Annotated in this window: 18 protein-coding genes; 7 read left to right on the top strand and 11 right to left on the bottom strand. The window is 73.2% G+C overall.

Annotated elements, in window-relative coordinates; translation table 11 throughout:
• The first annotated feature begins 56 nt into the window (after positions 1-56).
• Positions 57-422, top strand: coding sequence for a DUF4440 domain-containing protein (locus ACFQ8Y_RS04665; RefSeq protein WP_430584743.1), 366 nt, complete (start codon positions 57-59; stop codon positions 420-422).
• Between the two features lie 69 nt (positions 423-491).
• Here the strand turns inward: ACFQ8Y_RS04665 and ACFQ8Y_RS04660 are convergent, their stop codons facing one another.
• Together ACFQ8Y_RS04660 and ACFQ8Y_RS04655 are read right to left on the bottom strand one after the other, a co-directional pair.
• The gene (locus ACFQ8Y_RS04660) at positions 492-1118 is read right to left on the bottom strand and encodes a superoxide dismutase (protein WP_430562800.1); all 627 of its coding nucleotides are present in this window, start codon (positions 1116-1118) and stop codon (positions 492-494) included.
• 102 nt (positions 1119-1220) lie between these two features.
• Positions 1221-2543, bottom strand: a complete 1323-nt coding sequence (locus ACFQ8Y_RS04655; RefSeq protein ID WP_430584742.1) for an enolase C-terminal domain-like protein — start codon at positions 2541-2543, stop codon at positions 1221-1223.
• A 170-nt stretch (positions 2544-2713) separates the two neighbouring features.
• Between ACFQ8Y_RS04655 and ACFQ8Y_RS04650 the strand changes: the two genes are divergently transcribed.
• Positions 2714-3415, top strand: coding sequence for a ThuA domain-containing protein (locus ACFQ8Y_RS04650; RefSeq protein ID WP_430584741.1), 702 nt, complete (start codon positions 2714-2716; stop codon positions 3413-3415).
• A complete protein-coding gene (locus tag ACFQ8Y_RS04645) occupies positions 3400-4515 on the top strand; it encodes a Gfo/Idh/MocA family protein (protein WP_430584740.1) in 1116 nt (371 codons plus the stop codon). Before ACFQ8Y_RS04650 ends, ACFQ8Y_RS04645 begins: the two co-directional genes overlap by 16 nt.
• A gap of 74 nt (positions 4516-4589) precedes the next feature.
• Here ACFQ8Y_RS04645 and ACFQ8Y_RS04640 read toward each other — a convergent pair whose 3' ends face one another.
• Positions 4590-8405, bottom strand: a complete 3816-nt coding sequence (locus ACFQ8Y_RS04640; protein ID WP_430584739.1) for an Ig-like domain-containing protein — start codon at positions 8403-8405, stop codon at positions 4590-4592.
• A 172-nt stretch (positions 8406-8577) separates the two neighbouring features.
• Here ACFQ8Y_RS04640 and ACFQ8Y_RS04635 point away from each other — a divergent pair, with 172 nt between their 5' ends.
• Together ACFQ8Y_RS04635 and ACFQ8Y_RS04630 are read left to right on the top strand one after the other, a co-directional pair.
• Entirely contained in the window at positions 8578-9234 is a 657-nt protein-coding gene (locus tag ACFQ8Y_RS04635; protein WP_430584738.1) for an SGNH/GDSL hydrolase family protein, read from the top strand.
• Positions 9231-9935 (top strand): GntR family transcriptional regulator, encoded by a 705-nt coding sequence (locus tag ACFQ8Y_RS04630; RefSeq protein ID WP_430584737.1) that lies wholly within the window; start codon positions 9231-9233, stop codon positions 9933-9935. The genes ACFQ8Y_RS04635 and ACFQ8Y_RS04630 overlap by 4 nt, the downstream gene beginning before the upstream one ends.
• Here the strand turns inward: ACFQ8Y_RS04630 and ACFQ8Y_RS04625 are convergent.
• Together ACFQ8Y_RS04625 and ACFQ8Y_RS04620 are read right to left on the bottom strand one after the other, a co-directional pair.
• Complete coding sequence (locus tag ACFQ8Y_RS04625) at positions 9932-10495, bottom strand: GrpB family protein (protein WP_430584736.1); 564 nt, start codon at positions 10493-10495, stop codon at positions 9932-9934. The genes ACFQ8Y_RS04630 and ACFQ8Y_RS04625 overlap by 4 nt on opposite strands.
• Entirely contained in the window at positions 10492-11043 is a 552-nt protein-coding gene (locus ACFQ8Y_RS04620; RefSeq protein WP_430562752.1) for a GNAT family N-acetyltransferase, read from the bottom strand. Before ACFQ8Y_RS04620 ends, ACFQ8Y_RS04625 begins: the two co-directional genes overlap by 4 nt.
• A 106-nt stretch (positions 11044-11149) precedes the next feature.
• Between ACFQ8Y_RS04620 and ACFQ8Y_RS04615 the strand changes: the two genes are divergently transcribed.
• On the top strand, positions 11150-11851 hold the full coding sequence (locus ACFQ8Y_RS04615) for a helix-turn-helix transcriptional regulator (RefSeq protein ID WP_430584735.1): 702 nt from the start codon (positions 11150-11152) through the stop codon (positions 11849-11851).
• Between the two features lie 122 nt (positions 11852-11973).
• Positions 11974-12390: a VOC family protein gene (locus ACFQ8Y_RS04610; RefSeq protein ID WP_430562754.1), complete on the top strand. Its 417-nt coding sequence runs from the start codon at positions 11974-11976 to the stop codon at positions 12388-12390.
• A gap of 7 nt (positions 12391-12397) precedes the next feature.
• Here ACFQ8Y_RS04610 and ACFQ8Y_RS04605 read toward each other — a convergent pair whose 3' ends face one another.
• Genes ACFQ8Y_RS04605 through ACFQ8Y_RS04580 form a run of 6 tightly spaced genes read right to left on the bottom strand, consistent with a single transcriptional unit; the run spans position 12398 to position 18957 of the window.
• Complete coding sequence (locus tag ACFQ8Y_RS04605; RefSeq protein WP_430584734.1) at positions 12398-13282, bottom strand: amidohydrolase family protein; 885 nt, start codon at positions 13280-13282, stop codon at positions 12398-12400.
• Complete coding sequence (locus ACFQ8Y_RS04600; RefSeq protein WP_430562756.1) at positions 13269-14312, bottom strand: aldo/keto reductase; 1044 nt, start codon at positions 14310-14312, stop codon at positions 13269-13271. The genes ACFQ8Y_RS04605 and ACFQ8Y_RS04600 overlap by 14 nt, the downstream gene beginning before the upstream one ends.
• Positions 14282-15106: a ribonuclease activity regulator RraA gene (locus tag ACFQ8Y_RS04595; RefSeq protein ID WP_430584733.1), complete on the bottom strand. Its 825-nt coding sequence runs from the start codon at positions 15104-15106 to the stop codon at positions 14282-14284. The genes ACFQ8Y_RS04600 and ACFQ8Y_RS04595 overlap by 31 nt, the downstream gene beginning before the upstream one ends.
• Positions 15103-17088, bottom strand: coding sequence for a hypothetical protein (locus tag ACFQ8Y_RS04590; protein WP_430584732.1), 1986 nt, complete (start codon positions 17086-17088; stop codon positions 15103-15105). The genes ACFQ8Y_RS04595 and ACFQ8Y_RS04590 overlap by 4 nt, the downstream gene beginning before the upstream one ends.
• 7 nt (positions 17089-17095) lie before the next feature.
• The gene (locus ACFQ8Y_RS04585; protein ID WP_430584731.1) at positions 17096-18025 is read right to left on the bottom strand and encodes a carbohydrate ABC transporter permease; all 930 of its coding nucleotides are present in this window, start codon (positions 18023-18025) and stop codon (positions 17096-17098) included.
• Complete coding sequence (locus ACFQ8Y_RS04580; protein ID WP_430551635.1) at positions 18025-18957, bottom strand: carbohydrate ABC transporter permease; 933 nt, start codon at positions 18955-18957, stop codon at positions 18025-18027. Before ACFQ8Y_RS04580 ends, ACFQ8Y_RS04585 begins: the two co-directional genes overlap by 1 nt.
• Positions 18958-19113 lie beyond the last annotated feature (156 nt).

The raw sequence follows: 19113 nt of genomic DNA, 5'->3' as shown, positions 1-19113 counted from the left end.
ATGAATCCGGGGGTGTGCCTCCTGCGTGGCCCCGCCGTGGTCCGTAGCCTGGCGCGATGGTGGACCTCACGCAGGACCGGCTGCTCGACCTGGAGCGACAGGGGTGGGACGCGCTGTGCCGGAGCGCCGGGGGCGCGTTCTACGGCGACCTCATGACGCCCGCGGCGCTCATGGTGCTCGTGGACGGCTCGGTGCTCGACCGCGACGCCGTCGTCGCGTCGCTCGACGGCGCGCCGCCGTGGGACTCCTACGACCTGCGCGACGTGCGCCGCGTCGGCCTCGACGGCGGCGCCGCCGCGCTCGTCTACCGCGCGCGGGCCGTGCGCGGCGACGACCCGCCGTTCGTCGCGCTCATGGCCAGCACGTACGTCGTCGTCGACGGCGAGCCGCGCCTGGCCCTCTACCAGCAGACAGCGCTGTGAGCGGACGTGCGGCCCTGCCTCCGCCGGGAGACAGGGCCGCACGCCCGCTCACACGCTCGGGTGCAGCCGTCAGGCGGGGACGATGAGCCCGGCGGTCTGGGTGCGGGCGCGCTGGAGGCGTGCGGCGACGTCCTGCCAGTTGGCGATGTTCCAGACGGCCTTGACGTAGTCGGCCTTGACGTTGAGGTAGTCGAGGTAGAAGGCGTGCTCCCACATGTCCAGCATGAACAGGGGGGTGATGCCGACGGGGACGTTGGCCTGCTGGTCGAAGAGCTGGAAGATCGCGAGGCGCTGGCCGATGGAGTCCCAGCCGAGCACGGCCCAGCCGGAGCCCTGGATGCCGGTGGCGACGGCGGCGAACTGGGCCTGGAACGTCGAGAACGAGCCGAAGGCGTCCTTGACGGCCTCGGCGAGCTCGCCCTCGGGCTGGCCGCCGCCCTCGGGGGAGAGGTTGTTCCAGAAGACGGTGTGGTTGGTGTGGCCGCCGAGGTTGAACGCGAGGTTCTTCTCGTGCAGGTTCACCGCGGCGTTGTCGCCGGACTCGCGGGCCTCGGCGAGCTTGTCCAGGGCGGTGTTGGCGCCGGTGACGTAGGCGGCGTGGTGCTTGTCGTGGTGCAGCTCCATGATCTTGCCGCTGATGTGCGGCTCGAGGGCGCTGTAGTCGTAGGGCAGGTCGGGCAGGGTGTAGACGGGCATCTCGTCCCCTTCGTCGTCGCGGATGTCGTTGCTGGTCACGCTACGACCTGAACCCTTGTTGAGGTCAACGTGTTCCGGGCAACGTGTCCCAGGTCACCACGGTCACGACGTCCACGCAGCGCCGCCGGCGAAGCGGAACTCCGCCACGGACTCCGGGCGCATCTGCGTGGAGTAGCCGGGGGCGGTCGGCACGACGTACGACACGCCCTCGCCGAAGTCCCGCACCAGGCACGGGTCGGTGAAGTGCTCGTGCAGGTGGTCGACGAACTCGGTGATCCGCCCGTCGAGCGACCCGGAGACGGCGACGTAGTCGAGCACCGACACGTGCTGGACCATCTCGCACAGGCCGACGCCGCCGGCGTGGGGGCAGACGGGGACGCCGAACTTCGCGGCGAGCAGCAGCACGGCGACGATCTCGTTGATGCTGGCGAGGCGCCCGGTGTCGAGCTGGCAGTAGTCGGTCGCGCCGGCCTGGAAGAGCTGCTTGAACATCACGCGGTTGTGGCAGTGCTCGCCCGTCGCGACGCGGACGGGGGCGACGCCCTCGCGCACGGCGGCGTGGCCGAGGACGTCGTCGGGCGACGTGGGCTCCTCGATCCACAGCGGGTCGAACCGCTGGAGCGCGCGGACCCACTCGATGGCCTCGGGCACGTCCCACACCTGGTTCGCGTCGATCATCAGCGTGAGGTCCGGCCCGAGCTCCTCGCGCGCGATGCCGAGCCGGCGGACGTCGTCCTCGAGGCGCGCCCCGACCTTCAGCTTCACGTGCCGGTAGCCGGCGTCCACGGCCTCCCGGGTGAGGCGGCGCAGCTTCGCGTCGTCGTACCCGAGCCAGCCGGCGGACGTCGTGTACGCGGGGTAGCCGCGGCGCTCCAGGTGCGCGATGCGCTCGGCCTTGCCGGGCTCGGCGGCGCGCAGGATCTCCAGCGCCTCGTCGCGGGTGAGGGCGTCGGAGAGGTAGCGCAGGTCGGCGACGTCGACGAGCTGCTCGGGCGTCATGTCCGCGAGCAGCCGCCACACGGGCTTGCCGGCGCGGCGCCCGGCGAGGTCCCAGGCAGCGTTGAGCACGGCGGCCAGCGACAGGTGCACCACGCCCTTCTCCGGCCCGAGCCAGCGCAGCTGGCTGTCGCCGGTGAGGTTGCGGTACGTGGCGCCCAGGTCGCCGACGACGTCGTCCACGTCGCGCCCGACGAGCCGGTCCGCCTGGTGCCGGGCCGCCAGGGCGACGACGTCCGTGCCGCGCCCGATGGTGAAGGTCAGGCCGTGACCCGCCAGCGGCTCGCCCGCGGCGTCGGTGCCGTCGGTGCGCAGGACGACGTAGACGGCCGAGTAGTCGGCGTCCGCGTTCATCGCGTCCGAGCCGTCGGCCGTGCGGGAGGTGGGGAAGCGGACGTCGGTGATCTCGACGTCGGTGATGGTGGGCATGCGCACCTCTTCGTGGCGACAGGGCTGAAACATCAGATGACTGCCCCCTACCGTAGCGGCGAGGCGCCACGACCGACAAGAAGTCTCTCCCGATCAAGGGTGAGAGATCCGAGGAATGCGGCATAGGCTCGGTGCGCTCACGAGAAGTCACCGACGACGAATGGAGAGCGATGACGGAGCGGACGAGACGAGCACTCGTCGTGCGCGGCGGCTGGGACGGGCACTCCCCGGAGGCTGCGACGGATCTGTTCCTGCCCTTCCTGCGCGAGCAGGGGTTCGAGGTGCGGGTCGAGACGGACAACGAGGTGTACGCCGACGCCGACACGATGGCAGCGACCGACCTGGTGCTGCAGTGCGTGACGATGTCGCAGATCAGCGGCCCCGCCCTGCAGGGGCTGCGCGCGGCCGTCGAGGCGGGCACCGGCCTGGCGGGGTGGCACGGCGGCATCGCCGACTCCTACCGGGCCAGCTCGGACTACCTGCAGCTGGTGGGCGGACAGTTCGCCACGCACCCGGGCAAGGAGCCGCACCTGCGGGTGGGCGACGGTTCCGACAACTTCCTGCGGCACACGGTCGAGCTCACCGACCTGGGCCGCGAGCACCCGATCACCGCGGGGCTGGACGACGTCGAGCTGGAGACCGAGCAGTACTGGGTGCTGCACGACGACCTCATCGACGTCCTCGCCACCACCACGCACCCGGCGCCCGACTGGCACCCGTGGCACCGCCCGGTGACCTCGCCGGCGGTCTGGACGCGGCAGTGGGGCGCGGGGCGCGTGTTCGTCGCGACGCCGGGCCATTCCGTGGACGTGCTCGAGAACCCGAGCGTCCGCACCATCGTCGAGAGGGGACTGCTGTGGGCGAGCCGGTAGGGATCGGCATCGTCGGGCTGGGCGTCATCTCGCGCCAGTACCTGGACACGCTGGCCGGGCACCCGCGCGCGCGGGTCGCGGCGGTGACGGACCTGGACCGGTCGCGGGCGGAGGCCGTCGCGGCGGAGCTGCCCGGGGCGCGGGTGGCCGCGGACCTGGACGCGCTGGTCGCGGACCCCGACGTGTCGGTCGTCCTGGACCTCACGACGCCCGGCGTGCACGCGCACGTCGCGAAGGCGTGCGCGGCGGCCGGCGTCGACCGCTACGGCGAGAAGCCGCTCGCGGTGGACCTGGCGGCGTCGCGCGAGGTGATGGCCGCGGCGTCGGCCGCGGGCACCCGCGTGGGCTGCGCCCCGGACACCGTGCTCGGCACCGGCGTGCAGACCGCCCGAGCCGCCGTCGCGGACGGCCGGATCGGCGCGCCGACGGCCGCCGTCGCCACATGGGTGTCCCCGGGGCACGAGCTCTGGCACCCGAACCCGGACTTCTACTACGCACCGGGCGGCGGGCCGCTGCTCGACATGGGCCCGTACTACCTCACGAGCCTGGTGCAGATCCTGGGACCGGTCGCGTGGGTGCAGGGCGCGGCCTCGCGGTCCCGGGACGAGCGCACCATCGGCTCCGGCCCGCGGGCGGGGGAGCGCGTGCCGGTCGAGGTGGCGACGCACGTCACCGGCGTGCTCGGCCACGCGAGCGGCGCGCTGTCGACCGTGACGGTGAGCTTCGACGCCGTCGGCTCGCACGCGCGGCCGATCGAGGTGCACGGCACCGCCGGCTCGCTCGTGGTGCCCGACCCCAACCGGTTCGACGGCGACGTCGAGCTGCGGTCGCTCGGCGGCACGGAGTGGGAGGTGCTGCCCCCGAGCGCCGGCTTCGTGGGCGCCGGCCGCGGGATCGGCCTGCTGGAGATGGTCGGGGCGGCCGGGCTGGACGACGCGTCGGGTGCGCCGCGCGCCGGCGGCGACGTCGGGCTGCACGTCATGGAGGTCATGACGGGACTGCTCGACTCCGCCGGGTCCGGCGCCCGCGTGCAGATGACCACCGCGCCGGCCGTGCCGCCGCTGGTCCCCCTCACGCCGTCGTCCGTCTGGCGCGGCTGAACCCATCGAGCACGGGATCCGTCCCGCCATCCACGTGGATGGCGGGACGGATCCCGTGCTCGAATGCTTCCAGGTCAGCTCGTGGGGGAGATGCTCATCTCGCCCGCGGGGCCCTGCCGGTAGACGGTGAAGTACCCGTCGGTGGCCAGCGGGTTGTCGGCCGCGTCGTCGAGATAGCTCCACACGGGCTCGCCGTCCACGCGCAGCACCACGCGGGTGCCACCCTCCACGTCGACGGCGCCGAACGTCACCTCGTGGGTGGAGCCCGGCTCGATCACCGTGTTGGGGAACGTGTCGACCATGAAGACGGCGGGGCTCCACTTCTGCATCTCGATGACGTCCTCCTTGATGACCACGAGGTAGCCCGAGCTGCTGTTCGTCCACACGGGGTCGCCGGCGGTCTTGGACCGCACGGAGAACCCGAACCAGCCGCCGTTGAAGGCGCCGACGGACGTGTCGAACCGGAGCAGCTCGTCGCCGAACTGCTTCGGCTTGAAGCTCCACGCGCCGCGCGGCGCCAGGTGGGCCGCGCCGTCGGCCACCGTGACCCCCTCGCCCGGCGCCCAGGCGGCGGGGTCGAGGATCTCGGCGCCGAGCGACGTCACCGGGTGCTCCGCCGCCCGCACCGTCACGGTGGACGACGCCGCGAGGCCGGGCACCACGGTGGACGTCGCCGTGATCGTGGCCGTGCCGGCGGCGACGCCGCGGACCACGCCCTTCGCGTCGACGGTCGCGACGGACTCGTCGCTCGACGTCCACCCCAGGCCGGTGCGCGTGGCGTCCGCGGGGGTGAACGACGGCGCGATCGGGTGGGTCTCGCCCGGCTCGATCGTCGCCTCGGACGGCGCCAGGGTCAGGCCGTCCGGGTCGACGCCCACGAGCGAGAACCGCACGTCGTCGAAGTCGAGCGACGTGAAGCCCTGCACGTAGAAGCCGACCTTGCCGGCGCCGGCGGGCGCCGGGTTGGCCCCCGCGACGACCTCGTCGCCGTCGAGCAGCACGCGCACGCCGCCCGCCGTCACCACGACGCGCACGTCGTACTGCGTGGACGCCTTCAGCCCCTCGCCCGCGGGGAGCGTCACCTCCTTCACGGTGCCCCACGCGGAGTCGAAGATCGTCCACGTCGAGCCGGCCGCCGCGTGGCGGTAGCGGACGTACCCGCCCGGCGTGCTGCCGGTGCGGTCGTAGACGAGCATCTGCCCGCCCTCGGGCACCTCGGCGGGCGTCGTCACGGTGAAGTCGAGCGCGTACTCCGAGAAGGAGCGGTCGAGCTGGGAGTTGGCGCCGTTCTTGATCCGGTAGACGTGGTCGCCCGTGCCGTCGTCGACGATCGCGCGGTTCGGGTCGGTGGCCCAGCCGTTGCCGCCCGTCTCGAAGTCCGTCGAGTGGAGCACGCCGTCGCCGGCCGCCACGGTCACGGTCATCTCGTCGCGGACGCCCGCGTCGGCCTTCGCCTCCGCGGTCACGGTCACCTCGCCGGGCGCGACGGCGGTGAGGATCCCCGCGGCGCTGACGGTCGCGACCTCGGGGTCGCTCGAGGTGTACGTGACGGCCTGCCGGGTGGCGTTCCATGGCACCGCCTGGGCGGCCACCGACACCTCGTCGCCGAGCGTCACGGCCAGCTGGTCCGCCGGCAGCACCAGCGACTCCAGGGCCACGGTGTCCGGCGTCTGCGACTGGCCGACGTGACCGTCCGTGCCGATCTCACCGAACGGGATCGCCTCGAACCCGGGGATCTGGTCGAAGACGGCGGCGTCCTCGCGCAGCGTGAAGTCGCCGTTCGCCGCGTCGACGAACCCCGGGTCGGCGTCCGTCACCCAGTTGGCGTCGTCGCCGGTCCCGTAGTTGAGGAGGTTCTTCGTGTCGAGCGCGCCTTCGGCGTTGACGTCGGGGTTGCGCGCGCGGTCCGGGTTCCACACGACGTTCTTCGCGAACGTGGAGTTGTTCGGGAAGTAGTGGTTGTCCTCGAAGAAGTGGCCCAGCTCGGGGTACTTCTCCAGGTACGGCGTGCCGACGAAGTCCTTGTTGTCGGCGAACACCTTCTCCCACTTCGGCATGTAGACGCGGTCGACGGTGTTGCCCTCGCCGTCGCCCATCCACTGCGTGTAGTTGTCGTACGGCACGGTGGTGTCGACGAACACGTTGTTCGTGGCGTCGATGTGGTCGGCCGAGCCGGACTTGATCGCGTCGTTGCCCATGTCCACGAAGACGTTCTGGCTGATCTCCAGGTCCCACGTGAAGTTGTCGGCGTAGATGCCCTCGACGCCGTGCTTGGTGAGGCCGACGTCGTGGAAGTAGTTCTGCCGGAACACGTGCCCGCGCTGCTGCGGCGTCTCGCCCGAGTTCATGTAGATCGCGCCGAGGTCCTGGAACGTCTTGCAGACGTCGTACACCTCGTTCTGCTCGAACAGGTGGTCGTTGCCGTGCACGATGACGCCCGGGTGCGGCGCGTCGTTGATCTCGTTGCCGCGTGCGACGTTCCCGACGCCGTCGAACATGACGCCCGGGTTGTACGCCTTGTGGTAGTAGGCGAAGTCGTGGATGTGCGAGTCCTCGACGCGGTTGCGGCCGGGCTCCAGGGTCGTCTTGTCCCCGCCGGTCAGCACGACGCCGACCCCGCCCACGTGGCGGATGTCGCTGGAGACGACGGCGTGGTCACGACCGCCCCGGTTCACCGGGATGCCGTCGTACGTGTACCGCCCCGGCGAGTTGATGGAGACGCCGCCGTCGGCGAAGTTCTGCACGTCGCTGTTCGAGACCGTCACGTGGCTGCCGCCGAGGACGACGACGCCCAGCGCCCGCCCGTACTCGAGCACCAGGTCGTCGAACGTCACGTACGACGCCCCGTCGGTCCGGATCATCGGCTCGTCCAGCGTCGTGACGACGGGCGCCCCGCGCTCGGCCAGGAACGACGCGTTCGGCACCAGGTAGAGCATCCCGGTCTCGCGGTCGATGTAGTACTCGCCCGGCGCGTCGAGCTCCTCGAGCAGGTTCTGCGCGAAGTGGAAGTCCGGGTACCAGGTCTTCATGAGCCCCGACATCTCGCCGTACCGCAGCGTGATGGTCCGGGCGTCCGTGTCGATCGACTCGACCTTGTTGTACGACCACTCCCAGCTCTGGCCGAAGATGCCGTCCATCCAGACGTCCTCCGCCTCGCCCCAGTACTGCGGGCGGTCGTAGGAGTAGCTGAACGTGCCGCCGCGCTCCTGCAGGTCGGCGTCGTCCTTGGTGGGGCCGGGGTCGACGATCTTGTTCATCTGGACGGTGTCCTTCGCCGCGCCGGCGTTGGGCCAGCGGGCGAGGGTCATGTCCTCGCCGTCCACGTACAGCTCCATGGGCGGCGTCGTCGAGACGTCGTTGGCCTTCCAGTAGCCGTGCCGGCTGAGCTGGCCGTAGTCGTCGATGCCGAGGTCGCGCAGGTCGATCTGCAGGACGTCGTCGTGCGCGGACGTCTCGATGATCCGGTCGAGCACGGCCTCGTCGGTCACGGGGGAGAAGCCGTCGTAGGGCAGCTCCTTGCCGCCCGAGATCGTGGCGCGCTCGCCGGGGTAGGAGCGGTAGGTGATGGGGGCGTCCGCGGTCCCGGAATCCTCCTCACCGAGGAGGAAGGACTCCGAGCGCTCGTACGTGCCCTCGCGGAGGTACACGGTGACGCCCTTCTTGCGCTGTCCCTTCGGCAGCTCGCGGATCGCGTCACGGGCACCCTCGAGCGTGGCGAGGGGGCGCTTCTGCGTGCCCTTCGCGCCGTCCCGGCCGTCGGGGGAGACGTAGAGGACGGTGCCGGCCTTGGCCTGCGGGGCGGACTGCGGGGGCGGTTCGGCATGTGCTGCCGTCTGCGTCCCTGCGACGAGCAGGGACGTCAGCAGCAGAGCTGACAGTGGTCGCTTCATTGCGAGTGCTCCGACCTCTCGTGTGGTCACGGGGTTCTCGGGGCGACGCGGGTGCGGCGCGCCCGGATCGTCAAGCACCGGCAGGTTACATTAATCGATAATCGCTGACAATGCGGCGACGGTGGCCCCGACCCGCTACGGTCGGACCCGTCCGCCACTCGAAGGAGAGCTCATGACCAGCAGTGCAGCCCCCGGACGCCTCGTGTTCGTCGGGGACTCCATCACCGATGCGGGCCGCGACCGCGCGGACGAGGCGTCGCTCGGCGACGGCTACGTCTCCCTCGTCGCGGCGGACCTGCCCGACGCCGTCGTGCTCAACCTCGGCATCGGCGGCAACCGCGCCGCCGACCTCGAGGAGCGGTGGGAGCGCGACGTCGCGCCGACGGCGCCCGACGTCCTCACCGTGTACGTGGGGGTCAACGACACCTGGCGCCGCTTCGACTCCGACGACGCGACGAGCGCCGAGGCGTTCGAGGCCACCTACCGGCGGCTGCTCGCGCGCGTGCCGGGCAGCCCGCGGCTCGTGCTGGTCGAGCCGTTCCTGCTCCCCGTGCGCGACGAGCAGGAGGGCTGGTTCGAGGACCTCGACGGCAAGCGGGACGTCGTCGCGCGCCTGGCCGCCGAGACCGGGGCCGCGCTGGTGCCGCTGCACTCCCTGCTGACCCGCGCCGCCCGGGACGCCGGTGCCGCGGCCCTCGCCCCGGACGGCGTGCACCCGACGCCGCCAGCGTCCCGGATGATCGCGGACGCGTGGCTGGCGGCGTACGCTGACGACGCACAAACGATTGTCGATAACGACCCGAGGAACGACGTGAGGCTGCAGGGATGACGGACGCGCTCAGCTCGATCAGCGGCCTGGAGCGCGGGCTGCTGTCGGACCAGATCTACGACCTCGTGAAGTCGATGATCAAGACGTCCCAGCTCGAACCGGGGGAGCAGCTCGTCGAGTCGCAGCTCGCCCGCCGCCTCCAGGTCAGCCAGGCGCCCGTGCGCGACGCGCTCAAGCGCCTCGCCCACGAGGGCCTGGTGACGCACGTGCGCCACCAGGGCAACTTCGTGGCGCAGTACTCCGACGAGGAGGCGCAGCAGGCCAAGCAGGCGCGCGTCGCCCTCGAGGCGCTCGCCGGCCGGCTCGCGTGCGGGCAGCTCGCGGCCGAGACCCGCTCCAGCCTGGAGAAGGTCATCGACGAGATGCACGGCGCCGTCGACGCCGCCGACCTGCCCGCGTTCCGCGAGCTCGACTTCGGCTTCCACCGCGCCGTCATCGAGGCCAGCGGCAACACCTACCTGCCGCGCATGTGGGACATCATCGAGCCCAGCCTGCGGTCGATGCACCTGCTCGGCGACCCCGAGTTCACGGGCGACTGGCACCAGGTGGCCGACTGGCACCGCAGCCTGCTCGACGTCCTCGACGACGGCGACGCCGAGGCCGCGTCCACGCTCTTCGAGGCGCACGCGGCGGGCACGCTGCTGGACCAGGAGACCGGCGCGGGCGACGACGGCGCGACGGCGCGGACGGCTGAGGGCTAGGTCGTCCAGCCCGTGGCGGCGGCCCACGCCTCCGCCCGGGCGGTGATCTCGGCGATCAGCCCGCCCTTGGCGTCGGCGTAGTCGTTCATGCTCGGCCAGTCGCGGGCCGCGAGCTCGCGCTTGAGCGCGGCGTAGGCGGCGTGGTCGTCGGCGTCGTGCCGGAGCCGGTCGCGGAACAGCAGGTGGTTCCGCTCCCAGTCGCTGCCGGCGGCGCACACGTGGACGTGCACGTCGCGCTCGGGCGTGCGGACCAGGCGGTGGCCGGGCTCCCGCACGCGCAGCTCGTAGCCGGCCGCGAGCAGCGCGGGCAGGTAGGCGCCCTCGTCCTCGACGTCGGGCACGCTGACGTCGATGTCGACGATCGGCTTGGCAGCGAGCCCGGGCACCGACGTCGACCCCACGTGGTCCACCCGCACCGCGACCGGGCCCAGGGCGCCGAGGATGCGGGCGCGCTCCCGCTCGAACCGCGCCGGCCAGGCCGGGTCCGGCTCCACGAGCACGATCTCGCGCTTCTCGACCCCGCCGATCAGCTCGACGTCGTCGTGCGGGCCGCCGCTCATGCCTGTGCCTCCCACTCCGGCGCGAGCACCGACCAGACCTCGATGTCCTGCCGCACGCCCCGGTGCTCGTGGTGCTCGCGCAGCACGCCGTCGCGGCGCATCCCCAGCCGGCGGGCGACGGCGATGCTCGGCGCGTTGCCCGACGCCGCCCACCACTCCACCCGGTGGATGCCGCGCTCGCGGACCGCCCAGTCGATGATGACGCGCGACGCCCGCGTCACGAGGCCCCGGCCCGCGGCCGCCGGCTCCAGCCAGCACCCGGCCTCGGCCGTGCCCTGCGCCACGTCCATCGTGCGGAACAGGACGCCGCCCACCAGGGTGCCGTCCAGCCAGATGCCGTAGAGGCGCCCGGTGTCGGTGGCCGCCTTCTGCGCGTACGACTCGAGGAACGACCGGCTCGAGGCGAGGTCCGTGATGCGGTCCGCCAGGCCGACGAACCGACCGACGAACTCGCGGCCGCGGTCGATCGTCGCCAGCAGCTCCTCCGCGTGCCACGGCTCCAGCGGACGCAGCTCCGCGCCGTCGTCGCCCAGCGACCTCGCGAACATCGTTCCTCCCGTGCGTCACGGCCGGCGCGGCGCCGGCACCGTCGCGATCCTCCCACGGCGTCGACGGCGGGCGAGGCGGCGGGCGGCGCGCGCGTAGGGTCGTCGCGTGAACCGGACCGACCGGCTGTACGCGATCGTCGAGGAGCTGCGGGCGGTCGCTCCCCGCCCGCGGAGCGCGTCGTGGTTGGCGGCCCGGTTCGAGGTGAGCCGGCGCACCGTGGAGCGGGACATCACCGCGCTGCAGCAGGCCGGGGTGCCCGTCTGGGCCGAGCCGGGGAGGACCGGCGGCTACTGCCTCGACCGCTCCCGGACGCTACCGCCGGTGAACTTCAGCCCCGACGAGGCGGTGGCCGTCGCGGTCGCCCTCGGTGGCCTGGCCGGGACGCCGTTCGCCGCCGGCGGGTCGACCGCGCTGCGCAAGATCCTCGCGGCCATGCGCGACGACGACGCGGCCGCCGCGCACGACCTCGCATCCCGCGTGCACCTGCTCGGCACGCCGGCCGACGGACCCGCGATCCCCGGCGTCCTCGCGGACGCGATCTCCGCGCGTCGGGTCCTGCGGTTGCGGTACACGGACCGGGAGGACGCCGCGACCACGCGCGACGTCGAGCCGCTCGGGTTCGTCGGGTCGTCCACCGGGTGGTACCTGCTGGCGTGGTGCCGGCTGCGCGACGGGATCCGGGCCTTCCGCCTCGACCGGGTCGACCGCGTCACGGCCACCGCCGAGCGCGCGCCCCGGCGCGTCGTCCGGCCCGAGGACATCCAGGTGCCGGACGGGGACCTGCGGACGCTCACGCTCCTGGGCTGACGGTGCCGAGGGGAGGCGCCCCGAAAACACCGACGTCGGGGTGTCGCGGAGCCGGCGCAGGCTGGTCGGAGCCGCGGGGAGCCTGCGGCGCTGACCGCACCCCGACCGGGAGGACCACCACCATGACCCACGCCAGCAGCCTCGCCACCAGCCTCGTCTCCGTCCGCCTCATCACCGACGACGTCGAGCGGCTGACCGCCTTCTACGAGCGGCTCACCGGCGTCGTCGCTGACCGCCCGTCGCCGGAGTTCGCCGAGCTGCGCACCCCGCACGGCACCCTCGCCATCGGCAGCACCGCCACCGTTCGCCTGTTCGGGCCGGGCTCGGCGGCACCCGCCAGCAACCGCACCGCCATCGTGGAGTTCCGCGTCGAGGACGTGGACGCGGTGCACGCCGGGCTCGACGACACGGTCGAGGTCGTCACCCCGCCGACCACCATGCCGTGGGGCAACCGGTCGCTGCTGGTGCGGGACCCGGACGGGACGCTGGTGAACTGCTTCGCCCCGGTGACCGCGGAGGCGCTGGCGCGGTTCGCGTAGGCGTCGCTCACCCCGCGGCGACGCCGTAGAGGCGCGCCGCCGTCCCGGACCAGACCGCCGTCGCCGCGGCGTCGTCGAGCGGGGGGAGGGCGGCGGCGGTGCGCTCGACGATCTGCGCGTACGGGGCGACCCGTGCGGACATCGGCCAGTCGCTGCCGAACAGCAGCCGCCCGGGGCCGAGCAGGTCGACGGCGACCCGGGCGGCGGCGGTCGTGCGCCCGGCGTCGTCGGGAGCCGTGGTGTGGACGCCAGACAGCTTGGCGTGCGCGCGGGGGCGGACGGCGACGGCGGCGAGGGCGTCGCGCCACGACGCGTCGGGGTCGCCCGTACCGAGGCCGAGGTGGCAGACGACGAGGTCGAGGTGCGGGTGCCGCCCGGCCAGCGCGGCGACGGCCGGGAGCTGGTCCGGGCGCACCAGCGTCTCGAGCACGCGGCCCGACGCCGCGAGGCCTTCGCACAGCGCGTCCATCCCGGCGACGTCGGACAGGTCCGCCGCGCCGCCCGGGACGGCGAGCCGGATCCCTGCGACGGGGACGCCGTCGTCGAGCAGCGGCTGCGCCATGCCGGCCCAAGCGCCGGGGTCGTCGGGGCGGGCGTCGTACTGCAGCACGACCGGGCCGGGCAGCGGCCCGTGCCCCGCCGACTGCCGCGCGAGCCAGCGTGCCTCGCCCTCGGTGTCCGCGGCCTGCACGGCGACGGCGGCCCGGACGGGTACCGGCGACGTCGCGACGGCGCGGGCCAGGTCCTCCGGGCCGACGCCGGCGGGCAGATCCAGGTCGTCCCGGAACCACGAGATCCGCGACGCGGCCGTGTCCCACAGGTGCACGTGCGCGTCCACGACCCCGTTCACGCTCTCGCCGAACAGGCGGTTGACACCGTTATGCGGTGCCATGCGACCCGATAACGGTGTCAACCGCCTGTTCGGCAGAGCTCGCGATCGCGTCGAGCTCCGTCCACAGGCGGTCGGGGACGACGGCGTCGGCGGCGTCGGCGAAGACGTCCACCTCCGCGGGGGTGCGCGCGCCCACGACGACGGCCTCGACGCCGGGGACGAGCAGCGGCCAGCGGACGGCGGCGGTGGGCAGGTCGACCCCCTCGCGGTGGCACGCGGCGGCCATCCGCAGCGCCTGGTCCACCTGCTCCGGCGACGCCGGGTGGTAGTCGAAGAACGGCGCCGCCACCGGGTCGGCGAGCACCCCGGAGTTGTAGACCCCCGCCGCGACGACGCCGACCCCGCGCTCGCGGGCGGCCGGGAGCAGGTCGTCCAGGGCGGTGCGGTCGAGCAGGGTCACCCGCCCGGCGGGCATGACGACGTCCAGCGCGCCGGCGGCCTCGCGGACCAGCCGCGCCACGGGCGCGTTCCGCCCCATCCCGACCCCCACGGCCCGCACGACGCCCTGGTCGCGCAGGTCGAGCATCGCGGGCAGGGCACCACGCAGCGCCTCGTCCACGTCGGCCGGGTCGTGCAGGTACAGCAGGTCGACGCGGTCGGTGCCGAGCCGCGCGAGGCTGCCCTCCAGCGACCGCAGCACGCCGTCGCGGCCGAGGTCGCCGACCGTCGTGCCGCCCGGGCCGCCGGTGCCGCCCGACGGGACGGGCGCGCCGTCGGCGTCGACGATCACGCGACCCACCTTGGTGGCGATGACGACGGAGTCCCGGTCGACGCCGGCCAGGGCGTGCCCGAGCCGCAGCTCGCTGACGCCCTCGCCGTAGTGCGGCGCCGTGTCGAAGAAGCGGAGGCCGCGCTCGAGCGCGCGGCCGACGGTCGCCTCGGCGTCGGCCTCGGCGACCGGCGTGAAGAGGTTGCCGATCGGCGCGCAGCCGAGGCCGAAGGACGACGCGGCGAGCGTCGCCGCGACGTCCCCGGCGGCGTCGGCCGCACCCGTCGAGGTCAGCGGGCGGAGCCCTGCGCGGAACGCCATGCCTCGAACTCCCCTCGGGTGTCGGGGGTCAGGGGGTAGTAGTCGCTCAGGCGGGCGCCCTCGTCGAGGCGACGCCGGCTGAAGACCTCCCACTCCTCGTGGTCCTGCGCGGACTCGACCACCTGGTCCGCCATCGCGCGCGGGACGATGACGGGGCCGTCGTCGTCCGCGACGACGAGGTCGCCCGGCATGCACAGCACGCCGCCGACGGCGACGGGCACGTCGTAGGCCCAGGGGAACAGCTCCGACTGCGAGGCGTAGTGCGGCGTGACGCCGGTCGACCACACGGGCAGGCAGAGGTCGGCGATCTTGCCCGAGTCGCGGATGCGGCCGTCGACGACCATGCCGGCGCCGCCCTTGCGCTGGAAGTAGCGCGCGAGGATGTCGCCCACACAGCCCGAGAACCGGCTGCCGTACGCCTGGATCACGAGCACGTCGCCGGGCTGCACGGCCTCGAGCACGTGCCACAGGGCCGTGTGCCGCTCCACGTACTCCTGCTCGTCGCCGGCGGCCAGGTCCTCGCGCTGCGGCATGAACTGCAGCGTGAGCGCGGAGCCCACGACGCGGTACCCGGGCCTGAGCGGGCGCGGGCCCTCGACGAACGAGTGCCGGATGCCGAGGCCGTGCAGCTTCGCGCAGGCCGTCGCGGACGAGACCTGGCCGAGCCGCTCCAGCGTCTCGACGTCCGCGCGCTCGTAGGACCCGCCGCGCACGGGCAGCGTGATCTCGGGCCGCACGAGGCCGGCGCCGGGGTCGGTGGGCACGGTGTCGACGGGCGCGAGGGCTTCGGTCATGGTCGGGCTCCTTCGTGGTGCAGGCGGTGCTGGTGGCGCGGCTGCTGGTGACGCGGCGCGCTGCCGGCGGGTGCGGTGAGCAGCACGACGTCGGCGCGGTGCGACGGCGGCAGCTCGACGAGCAGGTCGGGCGCGTCCAGCGGGAGGGTCGCGGCGGTCCGCATGCCGGCGCGGCCGGCCGACGCCGTGGACGGGCCGGGCCAGACGCCGCCGTCCTCGCCGCGCGTGACGACGCCCGTCAGGCGCTCCTCGCCGAACCGCGACGGCCGCACGCGCACGCGCCGGGCGTGCGTGGGGGACAGGTTGACGAGGCTGAGCTCGACGCGGCCCGTGCCGTCCGCGTCGCGGTCGAGGCCGGAGACGAGCGCCGCGACGTCCGGCGGCAGGCCGGGGCGGCCGCGGTCGGCGTCGGTGTAGGCCACGGCGGCGAACGGCAGCCCGCCGTTGTACAGCGTCTGCGGGGTGCCGGTGATCAGCTGCCCGAGCACCTCCGTGACGACCGGGTTGGCGCGCTGCCAGAAGTGCAGGTGCACGGTCTCGGGGTCCACGGGCTCGGCGTCCATCACGGCGACGCGGCGGGCGAGCTGGCCCAGTGCCATCGACAGCGCGCGCTCCGGATAGTCCGGCAGCGAACCGTCGAGGAACGCGAGCCACGGCCCCTCGTGCCCGGCCTCCACCTTGTCGCGGAACGGTCGGACCTCGTCGGAGCCGGGGATGCCGTCGAGCACCCGGTCCAGGCGCTTGCGGTCGGCGTCGTCGCGCGTCCACCACCACAGCCAGGTGGGCAGGTCGAGCTGGAGCGGGCCGAAGTCGAACCAGCCGTCGGCGCCGAACCGGTACGGCACGAGCGTGGCCGGCTCGGCGGCGTGCGGGCCCAGCCGCTCCAGCCAGCTGCCGCGCAGGCTGAACGGGGTCTCGGTGACGGGCGCGGTGATCGCGTGGTCCAGCGCCGTGTCGAGCATGGTGCGCACGAGGTCGAGCGGCCCGTCGTCGCGTGCCCCGGAGGCCCCCGAGACGAACGACGCGTTGATCGCGCCGATCAGCGTGCTCATGCCGACCGAGTGCAGGCCGTGCGGCCAGGTCCAGCCGTAGTGGCCGCCGTACCAGGCGCCGTCGTGCAGGCCGCCGACGACGCCGTCGGGCGCGACGTTGTCCGGCATGAGGCCGCCCGCCGCGGCGGCGCGCTCGCGCCAGCCGTCGACGTACCGCGCCACCCACGCGGCGGACGCGGCGTCGCCGTCGTACAGCCAGCGGTTGACCACGAGGGACGTCGCGGCGAGGTTGACCGCGGTGTCACCCGCCGCCCGGCGCTGGAGCTCGTCGCCCATGAGCCGGGCGTGCGCCGGGTCCTCCAGGTCGGACCACCGCGTGATCTCCGGCAGCCCGTGCAGCGGCAGGCCGTACGCCTCCATGTAGTCCAGCGACGCCGGGTACGTGAGCCACTCGGTGCCCAGCCCGGGCAGCGGGCCCCGCGCGCCGTTGTGCGGCGCGGTGACGATGTTGCGGGCCGGGTCGTAGTTGCCGTGCGCCGGGTCCGTGTACAGGGCGGCGAACCGGCGGGCGCGCTCGGCGAAGCGGTCGTCGCCCGGGTCGGCGGCGCACAGGCCGTAGAAGAACAGCAGCGACTCGCCCTGGTGGAACCAGTCGTACCCGTTCTCGTACTCGCCGGTGAGCATGCCGCCCTCGGTGAGCTGCGCCGTCACGCCCTCGAAGTGGTGCTTCGCGGCGGCGAGCACCTCGTCGCTGCCGCCCAGGGCGTAGAACGCGGGCCAGTTGAAGAACGGCTCGTACAGGTCGTCCACGCCGTCGCGGTGCTCGAAGCCGCCCGCGTGCAGGATGCGGCCGTCGGGCCCGGTGTACCGCGCGGAGAACAGGCGCCAGGCCTCCTCCGTCGCGTCGAACAGGCGGCGCTCGAGCACGGCCCAGGCGGGGACCTCGTGCAGCGGCGTCGTGGGGACGCGGGGGTCGGTCGTCTCGCTCATGTCGGCCTCAGCCCTTCGTCGCGCCGGCGACCAGGCCGCCGATGATGTGCCGCTGCATGAGGACGAAGAACAGGATCGCCGGGCTCACCGCCAGCAGCAGGGTCGGGAAGACGGTCGTGTAGTCGGTGGAGAACTCGCCCACCGCCGCGTACACGCCCGTCGTCACGGTGTAGATGCCGGAGCTCGGGCCCAGGATGATCTGCGGGCTGACGAAGTCGTTCCAGACGCTGATGGAGTTCAGCACGACGATCGTCGCGACGACCGGCTTCATGATCGGGAAGATGCACGACCAGAACGCCCGGATCTTGCCAGCCCCGTCCAGCGCGGCCGCCTCGTCGATGTCGCGCGGCACGGTGCGCAGGTAGGCGGCGAACAGGAAGATCGTCACGGGCAGCGTCGCCGCCGTCTCGAACAGGATGAAGCCCGGGATCGTGTTGATGAGCCCGAGCACCCGCAGCACGAAGACGACGGGGATCAGCGTCACCTGGCCCGGGATGAACAGGCCGGACACGAAGAGCAGCAGCAGGCCCAGGTGCCACTTCGACCGGCCGCGCGCGATGACGTACGCGACGGGCGCGGCGAGCGCGATGCCGCACAGGTTCACCAGCGCCACGAACAGCAGCGTGATGCCGTAGGCCTTCACCACGTTGAACTTCTCGCTGGTGAGCGCGGCCTGCAGGTACTCCAGGCTGAACGTGTCCGGGGTGATCGCCAGCGGCGAGGCGATGATCGCGTCCTGCGGCTTGAAGGCGTTGATCACCATGATGTACAGCGGCACGAGCATCACCAGCGCGCCGAGGCCCAGCACCACCCACTTGAGGATCGTGCCCGCGCCCGGGGCGGGCCGGCGTCGGGACCGCGACGTCGGGCGCGGCGCGCTCGGCGCCGGGGCCGACGGCGGGCTCACGGGGGTCGTCGGGTGCGTCGTCGTCGCCATCAGTCGGCCACCTTCTTCTCCGCGCCGCGCCGGGCGAACGTGACCGCGAGGCCCAGCACGGCGGTGACGAGCAGCAGGACCACGGACTGCGCCGCGCCGAAGCCGAGCTCCGAGTTCGCGAACGAGTCCCGCAGGATCTGGTACACGATCGTCTGGGTGGACCCGGCGGGGCCGCCGTCGGTCAGCGCCAGCACGATGTCGTAGACCTTGAGCAGCCCCACCAGCGTGAGCACGAGGTTCACGGTGAACACGGGGGCGATGAGCGGCAGCGTCACGTTGCGGAACTGCTGCCACTTGGAGGCGCCGTCCACGGTGGCGGCCTCGTAGTACTCGGTGGGCACGGACTTGATGCCCGCGAGGAACAGGATCATGTTGAAGCCGAAGTGCGACCACACGATCGTGAGGATCACGCTCGCCTTCGCGAACGCGACCTCGGTGAGGAACGGCACCGGCCCGACGCCGAGGTGCCCCAGCAGGCCGTTCACCGCGCCCTCGGGGGAGAGCATCGCCGACCACAGGAACCCGATGATCAGCGCGCTGATGATGTACGGGTAGAAGAAGATCGTGCGCAGCAGCGTGTTCGCGCGGCCGTTGCCGGCGATCAGCGCGGCGATGAACAGCCCGACGCCGTTGCACAGGACCGTGCCGCAGAACGCGACGACCGCGGTGAAGACCGCCGCGTCCACGGTGCGGGGGTTGCGGAAGGCCTCCGCGTAGTTCTCGAAGCCGATGAACGTGAAGTTCAGGCTGTAGCCGTTCCAGTCGGTCAGGCTCAGCACGAACGCCAGGACCATCGGCACGATGAACATCGCCAGGAAGACGAGGACGGCGGGGCCGCCCATGACGATGCCGGGCAGGCGGTCGCGCCACACGCGCGCCGCGGGGCGTCGACGCACGGGCGGGACCGTGCGCGTCGCGGTGAGGGTTGCCATCGCAGGGCCTTCCATGGGTGGTGCGGGCCCGGGGGCGGGGGGGGCGCCCCGCCCCGGCGGGGGGGGGGCGGGGCGCGGGCCCCCATGGGCGGGGCGCACCCACCCGCCAAAGCGGGGTCGGCCCTGTAGGGGGGGGGGGCCCCCAAGAGGGGCAGC

Origin of the sequence: Isoptericola sp. NPDC056605, assembly GCF_042792795.1 — a bacterium.
Lineage (GTDB): Bacteria > Actinomycetota > Actinomycetes > Actinomycetales > Cellulomonadaceae > Isoptericola.
The sequence above is the reverse complement of the archived record's forward strand: the minus strand, read 5'-3'. Positions and strand labels throughout refer to the sequence as shown.

Coding starts and splice junctions, on each gene's coding strand:
- ACFQ8Y_RS04665 (WP_430584743.1), top strand. CDS start 57: ATGGTGGACCTCACGCAGGACCGGCTGCTCGACCTGGAGCGACAGGGG.
- ACFQ8Y_RS04660 (WP_430562800.1), bottom strand. CDS start 1,118: ATGCCCGTCTACACCCTGCCCGACCTGCCCTACGACTACAGCGCCCTC.
- ACFQ8Y_RS04655 (WP_430584742.1), bottom strand. CDS start 2,543: ATGCCCACCATCACCGACGTCGAGATCACCGACGTCCGCTTCCCCACC.
- ACFQ8Y_RS04650 (WP_430584741.1), top strand. CDS start 2,714: ATGACGGAGCGGACGAGACGAGCACTCGTCGTGCGCGGCGGCTGGGAC.
- ACFQ8Y_RS04640 (WP_430584739.1), bottom strand. CDS start 8,405: ATGAAGCGACCACTGTCAGCTCTGCTGCTGACGTCCCTGCTCGTCGCA.
- ACFQ8Y_RS04635 (WP_430584738.1), top strand. CDS start 8,578: ATGACCAGCAGTGCAGCCCCCGGACGCCTCGTGTTCGTCGGGGACTCC.
- ACFQ8Y_RS04630 (WP_430584737.1), top strand. CDS start 9,231: ATGACGGACGCGCTCAGCTCGATCAGCGGCCTGGAGCGCGGGCTGCTG.
- ACFQ8Y_RS04625 (WP_430584736.1), bottom strand. CDS start 10,495: ATGAGCGGCGGCCCGCACGACGACGTCGAGCTGATCGGCGGGGTCGAG.
- ACFQ8Y_RS04620 (WP_430562752.1), bottom strand. CDS start 11,043: ATGTTCGCGAGGTCGCTGGGCGACGACGGCGCGGAGCTGCGTCCGCTG.
- ACFQ8Y_RS04610 (WP_430562754.1), top strand. CDS start 11,974: ATGACCCACGCCAGCAGCCTCGCCACCAGCCTCGTCTCCGTCCGCCTC.
- ACFQ8Y_RS04605 (WP_430584734.1), bottom strand. CDS start 13,282: ATGGCACCGCATAACGGTGTCAACCGCCTGTTCGGCGAGAGCGTGAAC.
- ACFQ8Y_RS04600 (WP_430562756.1), bottom strand. CDS start 14,312: ATGGCGTTCCGCGCAGGGCTCCGCCCGCTGACCTCGACGGGTGCGGCC.
- ACFQ8Y_RS04595 (WP_430584733.1), bottom strand. CDS start 15,106: ATGACCGAAGCCCTCGCGCCCGTCGACACCGTGCCCACCGACCCCGGC.
- ACFQ8Y_RS04590 (WP_430584732.1), bottom strand. CDS start 17,088: ATGAGCGAGACGACCGACCCCCGCGTCCCCACGACGCCGCTGCACGAG.
- ACFQ8Y_RS04585 (WP_430584731.1), bottom strand. CDS start 18,025: ATGGCGACGACGACGCACCCGACGACCCCCGTGAGCCCGCCGTCGGCC.
- ACFQ8Y_RS04580 (WP_430551635.1), bottom strand. CDS start 18,957: ATGGCAACCCTCACCGCGACGCGCACGGTCCCGCCCGTGCGTCGACGC.